This window comes from Sodalis sp. RH16 (assembly GCF_047324245.1).
Taxonomy (GTDB): Bacteria; Pseudomonadota; Gammaproteobacteria; order Enterobacterales; family Enterobacteriaceae; genus Acerihabitans; species Acerihabitans ligni.
Genome location: NZ_CP178737.1, coordinates 4,276,421 through 4,293,111, shown reverse-complemented (window position 1 = coordinate 4,293,111; position 16,691 = coordinate 4,276,421). Strand labels below are relative to the sequence as shown.

Sequence of the window (16,691 nt, the reverse complement as noted above, 5' to 3'; positions counted from 1 at the left end):
CCCATGAGTTTTGATTGGCATAACCCCTATCTCACCACCCGTGCGCCGTTATTCGCCCGCAACGTGGTGGCGACCTCCCATCCCATTGCCGCCCAGGCCGGCAATCGCGCCCTGCTGGAGGGCGGTAACGCCGTGGACGCCGCCATTGCCGCCGCCGCCACCTTAACAGTGGTGGAACCCATCTCCAACGGATTGGGCAGCGATGCCTTCGCGCTGGTGTGGGACGGGACGCAGTTGCACGGGCTGAACGCCTCCGGGCCCGCCCCCGCCGCCTGGAACCTGGACTATTTCCGCCAACGCTACGGCGAAGACGACCACGGGCTGGCGCGGCGGCCGGAACGGGGCTGGGACGCGGTGACGGTGCCGGGGGCCGTGGCGGGCTGGGAGGCATTGCACCGGCGCTTCGGCCGTCTCTCCTTTGGACAGCTGATGCAAACCGCTATCGAAGTGGCGGAGCGCGGCGTCACCATCGCGCCGATAGTCGCCCGCAAATGGCAGGCGGCGGTGCCGATACTGGCGGCGCAGCCCGGTTATGCGCAAACCTTTATGCCCGCCGGACGGGCGCCGTCCATCGGAGAAAAATTTGTCTTTCCCGGCGCCGCCCGCAGCCTGCGGCTGCTGGCGGACCAGGGCGGCCGCGCTTTTTATGAAGGAGAAATCGCCGAAAACATCGTCGCCTGGGCCAAGGGCACCGGCGGCGGCATGACCCTGGAAGATCTGGCGGCTTACCGTCCCGAGTGGGTCACCCCCATCAGCCGGACCTATCGCGGCTACGAAGTGCATGAAATCCCCCCCAACGGCCAGGGCATCGCCGCCTTGATAGCCCTTGGGATTCTGGAGCGGTTCGATCTGTCGTCACTGGCGCTGGACGGCGCCCAGGTTCAGCACCTGCAAATCGAGGCCATGAAGCTGGCCTTTGCCGATGTTTACCGCTACGTGGCGGATCCGGCCGCCATGGAAATCACTCCCGCCGACATGCTGGCGGATGCGTATCTGGACCAACGCGCGGCCATGATAGATCCGCGCAAGGCCGCCCTGCCCCAGCCGGGCAGGCCCGCCGCCGGCGGAACGGTCTATCTCAGCACCGCCGACGAGAGCGGCATGATGGTGTCGTTTATCCAATCTAACTATATGGGCTTCGGATCCGGGGTGGTGGTGCCGGAGTACGGCGTCAGCCTGCAAAACCGCGGCGCGGGATTTTCCAGCGATCCGCGTTCGGCGAACGTGGTGGCGCCGGGCAAGCGGCCTTTCCATACCATCATCCCGGCGTTCCTCACCAAGGGCGGCCGGGCGCAGATGAGTTTCGGCGTGATGGGGGGCGATATGCAGCCGCAGAGCCATGTACAGACGCTGGTGCGGATGCTGGATTTTCATCAGCAGCCCCAAGCGGCCTGCGATGCGCCCCGCTGGAAAGTCAACCGTGATTTCACCCTGGATCTGGAATCCACCTTTGATCCGGCGGTGATGGCGCAATTGCAGCAGCAGGGGCACCGGCTCCATACCGTCGACGATCCCTATATGGATTTCGGTTCCGGCCAGTTTATCTGGCGGCTGTCAACCGACAGCGATCATGGCTACGTGGCCGCCAGCGACACCCGCCGGGACGGGCAGGCGGTGGGATTCTGATCGAGGGCCGTAGCCGAGCGGCCGGTTCGGGCCGGCACGCTTCCCGGCTGCGACCTTCTCCCGCAGTATCATAAACCGGGACTGGATTCTCCGTCGCAGATATGTAACTATTAAAAATGGATTTCAATAAAGCTAATTCTCCGGACTGCGCGAGAATGAATACATGATTGATCTACGCTTTCCCACGGCTCTGCAAATGGTGTTGAGCGTCGCCGACGCTCAGCAGAACGGAACCAGGGCCACCAGCGCCATTCTTGCCACCGGTTTACAGGCGAACCCGAGTTTTGTCCGCAAACTGATGGTGCCGCTGACCCGGGACGGAATCATAATGTCCACCCACGGCCGCCAGGGTTCCATCCATCTCGGCCGGCCGGCGGACCAAATCTCCCTGCAGGATATTTATCTGTCCGTCATGGACGACAAGCCGCTGTGGGGCAAGCGTCCCGACGTACCGCAGTGTTGCCTGGTGTCGGCCAATACCGGCTGGTTTTTCGACACACTGGCCGGCGAAGCCGAGCAGGCCTGCCTTGAGGTACTGGCACGGCGTACCGTCGCCGATGCCCTGCGGGAACTGCACGAAAAGGATCGCCGCCTTTCGGCGCAGGACGGCGGCGGCGCGCCGGCATCGGCGAATCTTCCCCCGGCGGATTAATCCCCCCCTCACCGATGGGCAGATACCGCCCTTTCGGGCAAAACGATTTCATCACTTTACTATAACGTACTGGACATAATAGATCCGAAGCTGCCCGCCATGCCCGGAGCGGCTCGTTATAGACCCTCTTTTTAGCGCCTTAAAAAGCAACAATAACACTTGCATTTTATTAACTGCCTTCCTACAATTTGCGCTTTAAGTGTATTTATAATAGTTGCAATTAAATCATCGAGGATGCCGTTGGATTCAGCGCATCTTCTTAACATCAGGGCTTCCTCCATGACAGACATTAACGTTTTTCGCTACCCCTTGGAACATGCCAGGTACAGCCTGGTTTTACCCGCTGTGCTGCTGGCGCTGCAACTGGCCGGCTGTGACGCCGGCAGCGCGGTGCAGACCGCCCCGCCGCCGCCCTCCGTCAGCGTCGCCCCGGTTTTGCTCAAGCAAATAGAGCCGCTGGATACCTTTAACGGCCGCGTCGAAGCGGTGCAAAGCGTACAGCTGCGGCCCAGGGTATCCGGCTATATCGACCGGGTGAATTTCAAGGAAGGGCAGGAAGTCCATAAGGGCGATGTGCTCTTCACCATCGACGACCGCACCTACCGCGCCGCCCTGCAACAGGCCAAGGCGGAACTTGCCGGCGCCGTTACCCAGGCGAAGCTGGCCCGCAGCGAATCGGGACGCACGGAAAAACTGCTGAGCACCAGCGCCGTCTCGGCGGAACAGGGCGAACAACGCCGCTCCGCCGCCGAACAGGCCCAGGCCAATGTGCTGTCGGCCCAGGCCGCGGTGGATACCGCCCAGCTGAATATGGATTTCACCCGCGTTACCGCCCCCATCGACGGCCGCGCAGGCAGCGCGCAGATTACCGCCGGCAACCTGGTCACCGCCGGCGACAGCGCCAGCGTGCTCACGACCCTGGTCTCCCTGGATACGGTATATGTCTATTTTGATGTGGATGAAAGCACCTTCCTGCGCTATCAAGGGCTGGCCCGGGGCAACGGCGGCAATCGCCCGCAGGAAGTGCACATCGCCCTGGTGGGTGAAGAGGGCTATCCCCACACCGGCAAAATCGATTTTCTCGATAATCAGCTAGCCCCCAGCACCGGCACCATTCGCATGCGCGCATTGCTGGACAACCGCGATCGGCGCTTTACCCCCGGCCTGTTCGCCCGCGTGCAATTGCCCGCAAGTCAACGTTTCAATGCCATGCTGATTGACGACAAAGCCGTGGTAACCGACCAGGACCGCAAGTTCGTGTACGTGCTGGACAGCACGGGCAAAGCGCAACGGCGCGATATCACCCCCGGCCGCGAATTTGACGGCATGCTGGTGGTACAGGAAGGCCTGGCGCCCGGCGATAGGGTGGTCATCGACGGCGTGCAAAAAATATTCATGCCCGGCATGCCGGTTAACGCCAAAAACGTGCCGATGACCTCGGCTCCAGCCGCCACCGTGCTTAACTAGGCCGTCAAGGAACCCGCTGCCATGGACTTTTCCCGGTTTTTCATCGATCGGCCGATTTTTGCCGCCGTTTTATCGATCATTATTTTTGTCACCGGCATTATTGCCATCCCGCTGTTGCCCATCAGCGAATATCCTGAGGTGGTGCCTCCCAGCGTGCAGGTGCGGGCGCAATATCCGGGCGCCAATCCCAAGGAAATCGCCGAAACGGTGGCGACGCCGCTGGAAGAAGCGATCAACGGCGTGGAAAACATGATGTACATGAAATCCGTCGCCGGTTCGGACGGCGTCCTGGTGACCACCGTGACCTTCCGCCCCGGTACGGACCCGGATCAGGCCCAGGTGCAGGTGCAAAACCGGGTGGCGCAGGCTCAGGCCCGGCTGCCCGACGATGTGGTACGCCAGGGCGTCACCACCCAGAAACAATCCCCCACCATGACCCTGGTGGTACATCTGACCTCCCCGTCGGGCAAATATGATTCATTATATTTGCGCAATTACGCCACCCTCAACGTCAAGGACGAACTGGCCCGCCTGCCCGGCGTCGGTCAAATCCAGGTGTTCGGCGCCGGCGAGTACGCCATGCGCGTGTGGCTCGATCCGCAAAAAGTAGCGTCGCGCGGACTGACCGCCTCGGACGTGGTGGCCGCTATCCGCGAACAGAATGTGCAGGTTTCCGCCGGTCAGCTGGGGGCTGAGCCCATGCCCACCACCAGCGACTTCTTATTATCCATCAATGCCCGGGGCCGGCTGGAAAACGAGGAAGAGTTCGGCAATATCATTCTCAAAAGCGGCGATGACGGCGAAGTGGTACGGCTGCGGGATGTGGCCCGCATTGAAATGGGCGCCGGCAGCTATGCCTTGCGTTCCCAGTTAAACAACCAGGAAGCGGTGGGCATCGGCATCTTTCAGTCCCCCGGCGCCAACGCCATCGACCTGTCCAACGCGGTACGGGCAAAAATGGCCGAACTGGCCACCCGCTTTCCCGAGGGCATGACCTGGAAAGCCCCTTACGACCCGACCATTTTCGTGCGCGACTCCATTCACGCCGTGATCCAGACCCTGTTTGAGGCGGTGATACTGGTGGTATTGGTGGTCATCCTGTTCCTGCAGACCTGGCGCGCGTCGATTATCCCGCTGCTGGCGGTGCCCATATCCGTCATCGGCACCTTTTCCATCCTCTATTTGCTGGGTTTTTCCCTTAATACGCTCAGCCTGTTCGGCTTGGTGCTGGCCATCGGCATCGTGGTGGACGACGCCATCGTGGTGGTGGAGAACGTCGAGCGCAATATCTCCGAGGGACGCAGCCCGGTGGAAGCCGCCCACCAGGCCATGCGCGAGGTGTCCGGCCCTATTGTCGCCATCGCGCTGGTGCTGTGCGCGGTGTTTGTCCCCATGGCGTTTCTGTCCGGCGTGACCGGCCAGTTCTACAAGCAGTTCGCGGTGACCATCGCCATTTCCACGGTGATTTCGGCCATCAATTCCCTGACGCTGTCGCCGGCCCTGGCGGCCCTGCTGCTGAAGTCCCACGACGCGCCGAAAGACGTGCCGACGCGCCTGATAGACCATTTGCTCGGCTGGCTGTTCCGGCCCTTTAACCGCTTTTTCGCTTCCGGCTCCCATCGCTATCAGCGCGCCGTCGCCCGCACCCTCAACCGGCGCGGGGCGGTATTCGCGGTCTATATCCTGTTGCTGGTGGGCGCGGGGGTGATGTTTAAAGCGGTGCCGGGCGGATTTATCCCTACCCAGGATAAACTCTACCTCATCGCCGGCGTGAAAATGCCTGAAGGATCGTCCCTGGCCCGTACCGATGCGGTCATTCGCAAAATCAGCGCCATGGGCATGAATACCGAAGGCGTCAGCGACGCGGTATCGTTTCCGGGTCTTAATGCTCTGCAATTCACCAATACACCCAATACCGGCACGGTATTTTTCGCCCTGAAACCCCTGAGCGAACGCCATCGCACCGCCCTTGAGATCAACGCCGAGATCAACGCCAAAATCAGCCAGATTCAGGAAGGCTTTGCGTTTTCCATCATGCCGCCACCCATTCTGGGCCTGGGCCAGGGCTCCGGATATTCACTGTATATCCAGGACCGCGCCGGCCTGGGCTACGGCGCGCTGCAAAACGCGGTTAACGCCATGTCCGGCACCATTGCCCAGACGCCGGGGATGCAATTCCCCATCAGCGCCTATCAGGCCAATGTGCCGCAGCTGGACGCCCGCGTCGACCGGGATAAGGCCAAGGCACAGGGAGTGCCGCTCACCGAACTGTTCGCTACGCTGCAAACCTATCTGGGTTCCACCTATATCAATGACTTTAACCGATTCGGGCGCACCTGGCAGGTGTTCGCCCAGGCGGACGCCCCCTTCCGCCAGAGTACCGGCGATATCGCCAATCTGCGCACCCGCAACAATAAAGGGGAAATGGTGCCCATCGGCAGCATGGTGACCCTGGGCACCACTTACGGACCGGATCCGGTGATCCGCTATAACGGTTACCCGGCGGCGGACCTTATCGGCGACGCCAATCCGCGTATTCTCTCCTCCGCCCAGGCAATGGAAAAAGTAAGCGCGATAGCAAGCCATGTGCTGCCCTTCGGCATGAACATCGAATGGACCGATTTGAGCTACCAGCAGTCCACCCAGGGCAATACGGCGCTTATCGTCTTCCCGGTGGCGGTGTTGCTGGCGTTCCTGGTGCTGGCGGCCCTTTATGAGAGCTGGACGCTGCCGCTGGCGGTGATCCTGATTGTGCCCATGACCATGCTCTCCGCGCTGTTCGGCGTCTGGCTCACCGGCGGCGACAATAATGTCTTTGTCCAGGTGGGGCTGGTGGTATTGATGGGTCTGGCCTGTAAAAACGCCATTTTGATTGTGGAGTTCGCCCGCGAACTGGAAATGCAGGGCCGAAGCATTGTCGAGGCGGCACTGGAAGCCTGCCGCCTGCGGCTGCGGCCGATTGTCATGACCTCCATCGCCTTTATTGCCGGTACCGTGCCGCTGATTCTGGGCCATGGCGCCGGCGCGGAAGTGCGCGGCGTCACCGGCATTACGGTATTCGCCGGCATGCTGGGGGTCACCCTGTTCGGTTTGTTCCTGACCCCGGTGTTTTATGTCGCATTGCGCACCCTGGTCAGCCGTAAAAGCAGGGTGAGGGAAAGCCTGACCGCCTGAGTTATAGACCTGGATTAAAGAGTAGTGGAGCGCGGGAAATTTTTGTCGATATAATGTCGGAATTCCATGACACCATACCCACGGTAATTCGGGTTGCAGGACAGGCGAAGCACCTGCAACCTGAAGTATGGCGGGTATAAGCCAATGAATTCAGGAGACGTGGTTGACAAAGATAATCCCACCCGCGCCGGTACTGATTACCGGCGGTGCGCGCCGTATCGGTTTGGCGTTGGCGGAATCCCTGCTGCGACAGGGAATCCCGGTCATCGTCAGTTACCGCCAGTACTACCCGGCACTCGATACGCTGGCATCCCTGGGCGCCCACTGTATACAGGCTGATTTTTCAGATAACCGCGGTATTTACGCCTTCGCGGAACAGGTCAAGGCCTATAGCGGCAAGCTGCGGGCGATTATCCATAATGCCAGCGCGTGGGTGGCGGAAAGCGTGGAAACGCCGCCGGAAGACACCATGGCCGCGATGCTGCAAATTCACGTTTATACCCCCTATCTGCTGAACCTGGCCCTCGAACCCTGCCTGCGGGACCAGGGGCATGCGGCGGCGGATATCATTCATATCACCGACTTCGCCGTTGAAAAAGGCAGTAAAAAACATATCGCCTATGCGGCCAGCAAGGCCGCCCTGGACAATATGACCCGGTCCTTTGCGCGCAAATTGGCCCCCGATGTCAAAGTCAATGCCATCGCCCCGGCCCTGATTCTGTTTAATGAGCAGGACGATGAGGAATATCGCCGGCATGTGCTGAATAAAACCCTGATGAAGATTGAACCGGGAGAAATGGAAATTGTGGATCTGGTGAATTATCTGTTTAAAAGCCGTTATGTCACCGGCCAGACCCTCGGCCTGGACGGCGGCAGATGTTTACGCTGAAGCTGTTACCCATGGGGTTAAACCCAGGGAGGGTACTGCCACGGACATCATAAGCGGCGATGACGCGCTGTTTCATCCCGGCAGCCTGTTAACCGGCGACGGGCACGTGGTGGCCTCTTACGATATCGAGCAGCAGCGGGAGATCGGCTGCTATCGCAGCTTATATTCCCAGGCCGGCTTTTTTAATGCCGCGGCCGGGGCGTTTACTCTTGATTATGCGCGCCAGTCCGCCGTGCATATCGTCAACGGCATGGGGGTGGCCCTCGGTGATTCCATTATCGGCCTCACCGCCGTCGAGGCGCTGCGCTTTTTCAATCCCGCCCTGCATGCGGTGCTTTACCGGCCTGGCCGGGCGCCGGTCTATGTGGAGTCGCTCTATCACATGGCGGCCGGCATCATCGGGGAGATGCGCTGGCTGCCCCGGACGCTGACGGACGTGTGCGGTCCGGAGCCCCGTATCGATCTGGGCAATCATCTTTTCCGGCCGGCCTTTGCCGCCATGCCGATGATTGACTTTTTTCTCCGCTCATTGGGGGTTGATCCCGCCGCCGTGCCGACGGGCCTCAAGGCTAACCGCTGGCTGCAGCGCCTCTGCCTGCCGCCGCCGCCCGCCCCCTGGCGGGAAAATGAGTATGTCTTGTTTTGCCCCGGCGCCAGTACCCCGCTGCGCAGTATCCCGGTGATGATGCATAAATCCTTGGTGGAGCACCTATGGCGGCGCTTCGCCTGCCCGGTGCTGGGCTTCGGTCCGCTGGACTCTGCCCATTATATTGATATAGCCGAATATGCAACCGATACCCCACAGTTCCTGTCCTGGATAAAGCATGCCCGCTTCGTCCTCTCGTCGGATTCGGCGGCGGTGCATGCGGCGGCGGGGTTTGACGTGCCGTCGACGGCTATATTTACCTCTATCCCGCCGGAACTGCGGGTCAGGGATTATACCTTATGCCGGCCGATAGCCCTTGATGTGCCGACGGTGCGCAACATGCACGCCAGCGCGCGCGCGCAGGATATCGCCCTGCTGGAGCAGGCGTATCAAAATCTGGACGTGGAGTCTATCGCCCCTGTGGGCATAAACCCCTCAGCTTATCGAGCGGCCGGCGACGATACCCTTAACTAGGAAACGATCGTTTCCTATTATACTGCCATGCCTACATCGCCTATATCACCAAAGTCCCCGCGCAGCGCGGGCCGGCCGCGGGAATTCGACATTGACGCAGCCATAGATGCGGTAGTGCCGTTGTTCCGCGAACGCGGTTTCAGCTCAGCCTCCATCACCGATATCAGTGCGGCGATGCAGCTGTCGGCCGGCAGCATTTATAAAGCTTTCGGCGACAAGCGCGAGCTTTTTCTCCGTGCTTTTCACCGCTATACCAGCACGCGCCATGCGCAGCTGCAAAAGCGCCTGGAAACCGAGACCACGGGATTCGACAAGCTAAGAGCCATGCTTATCTTCTACGCCGAGACCTCACACGGCGAAGAAGGCCGGCGCAGCTGTCTGGTTGCGGCCAGCGCCATCGAGCTCGCTACCTTTGATTCAGCGATGGCTGACCTGGTGACAAGCGCCTTGCATCGCGTGGAGTCAACACTGCGCGGCCTGATCCGGCTCGGCCAGTCCGATGGCTCCATTCCCGCGGGAATCGATACGGAGGCCACCGCGTGTCTGTTGCTGAGCATGCTGCAGGGGTTTCGTGTGATCGGCAAGGCCGGGCGCGCCCGGCCTGAAATGCTGGCGGCGGCCGAACAGGCCATGCGCCTGCTCAGTTAAAAATTTAGCCAATTTGGAATTGATCATTTCCAAATACCGGCAGCATGAAATCTTATTTATCACTTTCTCCAGGAGCATTTATGACAGAGCCGCAATCCAACACGGTTTCTCCCTCAATGGTTCGAATGATGGCTTTTTTTGACGAGGAGTGACTAGCTGCGCGGGCAGAGCTTTATGCGTCATTACGCGCCGCCGATTGCCGGCATAAACGATGGCGCGCCAAGGTGTGATGGAACGCCTTTGCCCGTGCCTGTTCAGTAGACCGCGCTGTGCCCGGCCTCAGTCCGGGCCGTGACGCGCTTACCCCCTCCCCAATCTTGGCGCGGCCAGATTACCCCTTGCGCCAGAATTTGTGCAAAAGCGGCGTTATGGGCAATTTTATCGGCATCCAGCAGCAGATTCCGGCCGACATACAAATCCTCCGGCAAGGCAGTGATGTTAGTCCCCTGGATATTGAGGTAATCACCGACAAAAAGGTTTTTTGGCAAGGTAGCAATGGGCGTGTTTTCCAGATCCAAACCGCCTTCGACGCTCAGGTTATCCGGTAATTCGCTTATTTGGGAATTTTCCAGAAATACATTGCCGCCCACCTGTAAATCCTCGGGCAATGTTTTGATGGGCGAGTTTTTCAAGTCCAGATCTTCAATGACCCGCAGCTCGCTGGGTAAACTTTCCAGCTGGGAATATCTTATGATAATTGAATTTATGACGACAAGCTTTGGGGGTATATGGGTAATACCGCTGGAGGTTAAATTCAGGGTGCCGTAAATCACCGTACTGCCGTCACACTTTCGGCTGAACTCGAGATTGCTTTTGAACAGGAATTGGTAAAAGCAGGAACCGGAATTACACATGCTACTTCTCCCGCACACTACATGCGCATCATTACAGGTTAAGGTTCTTCCATGTTAAGAAGCGAAGATATCCGGGTATAGAGTAACGAATACCCCCCGACTCCGTCGTTTCAGAACTTCAGGCTCCCCACCGCTTTAGCGCGTATGCGCAAGGCATTGCCGGGCATATAGGCCAGGGGCAAGGTATCAAGATCGATGATTTCGACGGTGCCCGGGATCGCTCCCGCCGTGATGGCCGCTGCCCGCGCCTTGAGGGCGGCATCCGCCAGCCAGCTCTCCCGATCGCGATGTTTCAGGGACACAATGGTATCGATGCTGCCGCTGACCTGGGCGAGGGCCACCCCGGCGGCATTGGCCACATCGGCATTCACCGGCCTGATAACCTTCGAGGCGCCCCGCAATCGGGTGGGCAGCAACCCGGCCCCGCCCCCCACCAGAATCACCGGTATGGGATCGTCTTGGGTTTTCAGCCGGTCTATCGCATCCTCCACCATGCCGACATAGCGCGCATAAGCCCGCTCCACCAGTTCGGCGGATAAATGCCGGATCCGCCGGCTATCTCCCAGATGCATCAGACCCTTCGCCACCGAAATATCGGTGACGGTTATGGTGTCGCCGCCGAAAATCAAGGCGCGCCGTGTTAATTCATATCCCACGCTTTCAGGGCCGATACGGATGCTGTTGCCGGCGCCCACCGTGACAATGGAACCGCCCCCCAGCCCGATGGAAATAATGTCCGGCATGCGAAAGTTGGTTCGCACTCCGCCTATTTCCGCGGCATGGCTCGATTCCCGCGGGAACCCTTTCGACAATATGCCGATATCGGTGGTGGTACCGCCGACATCCACCACCAGGGCATCACGCACGTCCGCCAGGTACGATGCCCCGCGGATGCTGTTGGTGGGACCGGAGGCGACGGTATGTATGGGGAAGGCCCGCGCCTGCCGCAGCGTCATCAGGGTGCCGTCGTTCTGCCCGAAATAAATCTCCGCGTGGATGTCGTGCCGGCGCAGCGCCATATCGAAACCCTCGGTGATATCGCGGACGGCGCCATGCAGCGCGGCATTTAAAATACAGGCGTTTTCACGCTCCAGTAAACCGATGGATCCGATTTCTCCTGACAGGGAAACAGCAATCTCCGGCCCCAGCTCTTCCCGCGCCAGCACCGCCACCCGCCGTTCCTGGACGTCCGACACCGGCGCAAAGACGCCGCAGACGGAAATCGAATCCACCTGCCCTTTCACTTCCCGCAGGTATCTGCGAATCAGCGCTTCGTCAAGGCGCGCCAGCGAGTCGCCGTTATATTCGTAACCTCCGCCCACGATAAACAGCCGGTCTGACAACAGGCGGCGCAAATCGTCGGGAATATCGCTTAACGGCGGGATGGCAAGGGTAGCCGGCGCCCCCAGCCGGAAATGAGCCAGCGGGTTCAGGCCCTTGCGTTCAACAATGGCGTTGGTGCAGTGGGTCGTACCGAGCATGGCCCGCCTGATGGCGGACTTATCGATATCGGCCTCGCCGAGCAAGGCGGTTATGGCATCGTCGATTCCCGACATGATATCCGCCGTGGTGGGCCGCTTGGTACGGGCGACAACGATGCCATGCCGGTTAAGCAAGGCGGCATCGGTGTTGGTTCCGCCGACGTCGATTCCGATTCTATATGTCATGGTCATGGTCATGTTCCCCGTTTCCGGCGGCCAAGGTTTCAACCGCGATAAAATCAGTGTCGTAATTGAAATAGCGGGGGCCTGCCACTTCGATGCCGCGCGGCGTGCGCCATCTTTCGTTGGCCGGGACGCCCAATGCCGCCACCCGCACGCCGTAGCGTAATCGTTCGCTCAGGATCGGCAGGCCGGTATCCTCATCCAACAGGATAATCAGGTCGGGGGTCATGCAAACCGGAGCGGCCCCGCATCGGGCCAGTAGATATTCGTTTTGAAAATAAACCTCGAACTGCCTGCCCTTTTGGTCATCCACGCCGGCGAACGCCGCCACCCCCAGGGTAAAGCCTCCTTCACTGCGCTGATCCACGTTGACGGCCTTACCGCGGAACAAGACATAGCCCCCCAGCGCCTTCGTCAGCATGGATACCATGCCGGATTTATCGCGGCGTGCCTGCTCCACCATCCGGCCGAGGTTCTGCATAAAGCTCAGGGATCCCGTAATGCCCGATCTCGCCGCCTGCGCCGGGGAAACGGGATAAGCGGCAAAAATGGCCGCGCCTCCCATCTTCACCGAAACCGCACGGGCAAACTTCTCCGCCACATGATTGTCGTCGGCTTCCACCACGCAGGAATCGTATTTTTCGTTGACCACGACAAAAGGCGACGCCCCCACGCCCTCGAGATGTAATGTCGTCATCTGGAACTCGGGGAAGGCCCGTCCCATGGCGTCCAGATCCACCACCGGCAGGCCCAGGCGCGAAGCGGTGGCCAGCGGCAGCAGGGAGTTGATTCCGCCGGCCTCGATGGGATAGATAGCGGCGATTTTCCTGCCCAGCCGCCTTCCCATCAGCCGGCAGGCGGCGACGGATTCATTACCGTTCGGCACTTTTTCCATCATGATCGTGGGCGACCCTATCATGCCGGTGGACAGCAGCAAATCATCCGGCGACAGCTCCCCGACGGAAACCAATGCCAGCGGGCCGTGTTCCTCTATGGCCTTGAGCGCCATGATTTTGCCGATGTATGGATCGCCTCCGCCGCCGCTCGCCATAAGCGAGGCGCCGATACTGATATGTTCAATCGCGTGTTTATCCAATAGGCGCATAACAGATCCCGACTGGTAATAGGGTTGATCTTAAAATAGCCGGCCGCGGGTATTGCCCAGGGGCGCCATGAATAATCAAGACGTGCTCGGAACGAAAAAAAATAATAAAAAATGATATTATTCTTTCGTTAAAATAACATTCTGATAAAAGAAGACAAATTAAAGCATAAAAATTTGTGGTACCGCCAGTTTTTTGTTAAAAAAAAGGAAACGCACGCTGATGAAATACGCAAAAGGCATTATCGTCAACTATAATAAAATAAACATCATTCATTTGATATTTAATTATTTTTTAAATATTTTATTGACCGTTTACGTCTGTTTTTTCACCGATTGGCTGCTGGCAAGGTCAATTGATATTTCAGATAATAATATATTGGATGATAGATAAATGGATCGCAATATCAGTCAAGCCTTTGAAGCCTTTCAAAAGTATTCCATCGATATATCGCAGCAGCTTCTTCTTTTATGGGAGACATCGCGGGAACCCTGGGGCGTTAAAAATATCGATTCGCAGTATGTTTATGCAAATAAAGCTTATTATGAGCTGCTCAATATTAATCGTGCATCAATGAGTATTGAAGGATATTATGATGATGAACTACCGTGCTCCATTGCGAAATTTGCCTGGTTTTTCAAAGAGCACGATCGTAATACCCTGGCGGTACAAGACCGGCTGTGTTCGCTGGAAATTCATTGCTATGGTCCTGAGCAAATATTAAAGCCTTATTATTTTGATAAATTTCCTTTGTTTGACAATTCCACGGCTCAATGTGTCGGCACAATATTTCATGCCCGGCAATTTGAAAACTTCTCTCTGCTAAAGCATCTCAACGGCGAGCAGCCGGGATTCTTTCGCTTCTACCCGCCGGAAAATCTGTTTACTGAAAGAGAACTGGACGTGATTTTTTTCGCCCTGCAATCCATGCCCAGTAAAAATATCGCCAAACGACTCAACCGTTCGCACCGGACCATAGAGAATAAATTACAACAGATTTATCAAAAAGCCGATGTGCATAACCTCAGCCAATTCCAGGCATTTTGCAAAGAGAAAGGTTTTGACCGCTTTATCCCGCAGAAATTCTTCAGCCCCGGCAGCCGGATGCTTACCGACGATGACGGGTGACGCCGCCGGTAACAACCGGCGGCGGATTGATTTACCGGATCACCGCGCAGGCGATACGTTCGCCTGCGCCGCCGATGGGCTGGCTTTCGTAATCATCGGGTTTGCCGTGGATAATCAAGGAAGAACCGTCCTGATCCAGCAAGGCGGGACGTCCGTTGCCGGGACTCACCGCCACCAGAGTGGAATAGAGTTCCACGGTCAGCTTGCCGTCGGCGCCGACAAACACATTGGGCAAATCCCCCGCGTCGTTGGCGTTGCCGTTCAGGATGCCGTGCACCACGGGCATCTCGCTGTGCACATGGGAACCGGCGTCGTTGAATTTATCCTTGGCGCTGCACGATCCCTTTTCATGGAAATGCACGCCGTGCCAGCCGGGAGATATGCCCGTCGCCTCGATACGCAAGATCACCCCTTTTGGCGCCTCGGTAACGGTTATCTTACCCAGACTTTTCCCGTCCCTTCCCATCAGGCTACCGGTATGCACCACCGGGTTGGGCTGGGCCCATAACGGTCCGGCAAACAACACCGATAGCATAAATATGATAATACGCCCCATAGATTTCCTCCTATAGCGTCGAAAACGGCAGATGGTTTTTTACAAAAGCGCCGGCGGCGCATGAGTCAATCATAGCCGACACAGGGGATTTACACCCGGTTGACAAGCAGGTGGGTAGACTGGGTAACAACATCAAAAACGTCTATTCTACCTTCATCGAGGAGAGCTTCTTATGACTGCGTGTTCTTTGTTTTCCGGCGGGCAATATGTCTTGTCCCTTTGCATCGGCCTGGCGCTGCTGCCCGCAGCCCCCGCCTTCGCCGCCGCTGTGCCGCCTGGGGCCGAATTGGCCGCCCGCCAGGAAATCGTGCGGCAAAATATCGCCGAACCGGCGTCACTGGACCCGCACAAGGCGGAAAGCGACAACGAATTCGCCATTATCAACGATTTTTTCGAACGGCTGGTGGCGGTTAACGATGACGGCACCGTCGAGCCCCGGCTGGCGGCGAGCTGGGAGCAAAAACAGCCTACCCTGTGGATATTCCATTTGCGGCCCCATCTCACCTGGTCCAACGGCGACGCCCTCACCGCCCGTGATGTGGTATCGAGCTGGCGGCGCCTGGTCTCACCTGATACCGCCTCCCCCTATGCCAGCTATCTCGCCAATATGCAGGTAGCGAATGCGGCGGATATCGTCGCGGGCAAAAAACCGCCTGAAGCCCTGGGCATCAAGGCATTGGACGACCTTACGCTTGAGATCCGGCTGGACCAGCCGCTGTCTTATTTTATGGACATGCTGGCCCATCAGGCATTGGCGCCGGTGAACAGCGAACTTATTCGCCGGTGGGGCGATACCTGGACCCAGCCGGGGAAATTTGCCGGCAGCGGACCTTTTACCCTGCAGGAATGGGTGGTGAATGAAAAGGTCGTGGGCGTTCGCAACGGCCGCTATTGGGATAACGAACATACGATAATCGACAAGGTGACCTTCTTGTCCCTCGTGTCGGAAAATTCCGCGCTGAACCGCTATAGAAGCGATGAAATCGATATTGTTAAAACCGTACCGGAAATCCAGTTTGCCGCGCTGAAAAAAAAATTGGGCGATGAGGTGCGCATTTCGCCGCAATTCGGCACCTATTTTTATGATATCAACACCGGCAAACCGCCCTTTGACGACGTACGGGTTCGTCTGGCCCTGAATCTCGGACTCGACAGGGAGATTATCGCCGCTGACATCATGGGGCAAGGGCAAACGCCGGCCTATATGTTCAGCGCGCCCGACATCGGCGGTTTTAAACCGGCGCCGCCGGCCTATGCCCATTGGCCCCGGGAGCGGCGCATCGCCGAAGGAAAGAAACTCTTGGCGCAGGCCGGCTTCGGCGAGACGCGGCCGCTTAAATTCACTCTACTGTATAATACCTCCGAGACCCACCGGCGGCTCGCCATCGCGGCAAGCTCCATGTGGAAGAAAAATCTTGGCGTCGAGGCGACGTTAAGCAATCAGGAGTGGAAAACCCTGTTCAGCAGCGTGCGCAGCGGTAATTTTGAAGTGTCGAGGACAGGTTGGTACGCCGACTACAGCAATCCTGCGACGTTTCTGAATAATTTCCGATCTCAGGATAGCGGCAATTATGCCAAATACAGCAACGCGGATTTCGATCGCGCCTTGACAAAGGCGGCCGACGCAAGCTCTGTTTCAAAAGCAATGGAGTATTATCAGGAAGCTGAAGATATTTTAGCAAAAGACGCACCCGGCATCCCCATTTTTTACCATGTGGCTGCCAGGCTGGTGAAACCCTATATCGGTGGATATTATGAAACCCGATTGGGGTATATTTCCACTAAAGATCTCTATGTATTACATCATTAA

General features: G+C 58.1%; 13 protein-coding genes. 9 read left to right on the top strand and 4 right to left on the bottom strand.

Annotation, left to right across the window (positions count from 1 at the left end; all coding sequences use genetic code 11):
• Nucleotides 1-3 precede the first annotated feature (3 nt).
• The 7 genes from ACL2XJ_RS19675 to ACL2XJ_RS19645 all read left to right on the top strand — a co-directional run bounded on the left by ACL2XJ_RS19675 (nucleotide 4) and on the right by ACL2XJ_RS19645 (nucleotide 9,576).
• Nucleotides 4-1,626: a gamma-glutamyltransferase family protein gene (locus ACL2XJ_RS19675; protein WP_413724214.1), complete on the top strand. Its 1,623-nt coding sequence runs from the start codon at nucleotides 4-6 to the stop codon at nucleotides 1,624-1,626.
• 163 nt (nucleotides 1,627-1,789) lie between these two features.
• Complete coding sequence (locus ACL2XJ_RS19670; protein WP_413724213.1) at nucleotides 1,790-2,278, top strand: RrF2 family transcriptional regulator; 489 nt, start codon at nucleotides 1,790-1,792, stop codon at nucleotides 2,276-2,278.
• Between the two features lie 279 nt (nucleotides 2,279-2,557).
• Nucleotides 2,558-3,745 carry an efflux RND transporter periplasmic adaptor subunit gene (locus ACL2XJ_RS19665; RefSeq protein WP_413724212.1) on the top strand — a complete coding sequence of 396 codons (1,188 nt, stop codon included), beginning with the start codon at nucleotides 2,558-2,560 and terminating at the stop codon, nucleotides 3,743-3,745.
• A gap of 21 nt (nucleotides 3,746-3,766) precedes the next feature.
• Complete coding sequence (locus ACL2XJ_RS19660) at nucleotides 3,767-6,919, top strand: efflux RND transporter permease subunit (protein ID WP_132921949.1); 3,153 nt, start codon at nucleotides 3,767-3,769, stop codon at nucleotides 6,917-6,919.
• 163 nt (nucleotides 6,920-7,082) lie between these two features.
• Complete coding sequence (folM, locus tag ACL2XJ_RS19655; protein WP_413724211.1) at nucleotides 7,083-7,808, top strand: dihydromonapterin reductase; 726 nt, start codon at nucleotides 7,083-7,085, stop codon at nucleotides 7,806-7,808.
• The gene (locus ACL2XJ_RS19650) at nucleotides 7,759-8,928 is read left to right on the top strand and encodes a glycosyltransferase family 9 protein (RefSeq protein WP_413724210.1); all 1,170 of its coding nucleotides are present in this window, start codon (nucleotides 7,759-7,761) and stop codon (nucleotides 8,926-8,928) included. The genes folM and ACL2XJ_RS19650 overlap by 50 nt, the downstream gene beginning before the upstream one ends.
• Before the next feature lie 27 nt (nucleotides 8,929-8,955).
• On the top strand, nucleotides 8,956-9,576 hold the full coding sequence (locus ACL2XJ_RS19645) for a TetR/AcrR family transcriptional regulator (RefSeq protein ID WP_413724209.1): 621 nt from the start codon (nucleotides 8,956-8,958) through the stop codon (nucleotides 9,574-9,576).
• A gap of 254 nt (nucleotides 9,577-9,830) precedes the next feature.
• Here the strand turns inward: ACL2XJ_RS19645 and ACL2XJ_RS19640 are convergent, their stop codons facing one another.
• From ACL2XJ_RS19640 to ACL2XJ_RS19630, 3 genes are all read right to left on the bottom strand, one after another.
• Nucleotides 9,831-10,430, bottom strand: a complete 600-nt coding sequence (locus tag ACL2XJ_RS19640) for a hypothetical protein (RefSeq protein ID WP_203521751.1) — start codon at nucleotides 10,428-10,430, stop codon at nucleotides 9,831-9,833.
• Between the two features lie 110 nt (nucleotides 10,431-10,540).
• The gene (locus ACL2XJ_RS19635; protein ID WP_413724208.1) at nucleotides 10,541-12,103 is read right to left on the bottom strand and encodes a hydantoinase/oxoprolinase N-terminal domain-containing protein; all 1,563 of its coding nucleotides are present in this window, start codon (nucleotides 12,101-12,103) and stop codon (nucleotides 10,541-10,543) included.
• Nucleotides 12,087-13,199 (bottom strand): DUF917 domain-containing protein, encoded by a 1,113-nt coding sequence (locus ACL2XJ_RS19630; RefSeq protein WP_413724207.1) that lies wholly within the window; start codon nucleotides 13,197-13,199, stop codon nucleotides 12,087-12,089. Before ACL2XJ_RS19630 ends, ACL2XJ_RS19635 begins: the two co-directional genes overlap by 17 nt.
• Nucleotides 13,200-13,590: 391 nt before the next feature.
• On the opposite strand from ACL2XJ_RS19630, the gene ACL2XJ_RS19625 reads away from it, so the two are divergent.
• Nucleotides 13,591-14,325 (top strand): helix-turn-helix transcriptional regulator, encoded by a 735-nt coding sequence (locus ACL2XJ_RS19625; RefSeq protein ID WP_413724206.1) that lies wholly within the window; start codon nucleotides 13,591-13,593, stop codon nucleotides 14,323-14,325.
• Nucleotides 14,326-14,356: 31 nt separating this feature from the next.
• Here the strand turns inward: ACL2XJ_RS19625 and sodC are convergent, their stop codons facing one another.
• Nucleotides 14,357-14,881: a superoxide dismutase[Cu-Zn] gene (gene sodC, locus ACL2XJ_RS19620; protein WP_413724205.1), complete on the bottom strand. Its 525-nt coding sequence runs from the start codon at nucleotides 14,879-14,881 to the stop codon at nucleotides 14,357-14,359.
• A 172-nt stretch (nucleotides 14,882-15,053) separates the two neighbouring features.
• Between sodC and ACL2XJ_RS19615 the strand changes: the two genes are divergently transcribed.
• The gene (locus tag ACL2XJ_RS19615; RefSeq protein WP_413724204.1) at nucleotides 15,054-16,691 is read left to right on the top strand and encodes an ABC transporter substrate-binding protein; all 1,638 of its coding nucleotides are present in this window, start codon (nucleotides 15,054-15,056) and stop codon (nucleotides 16,689-16,691) included.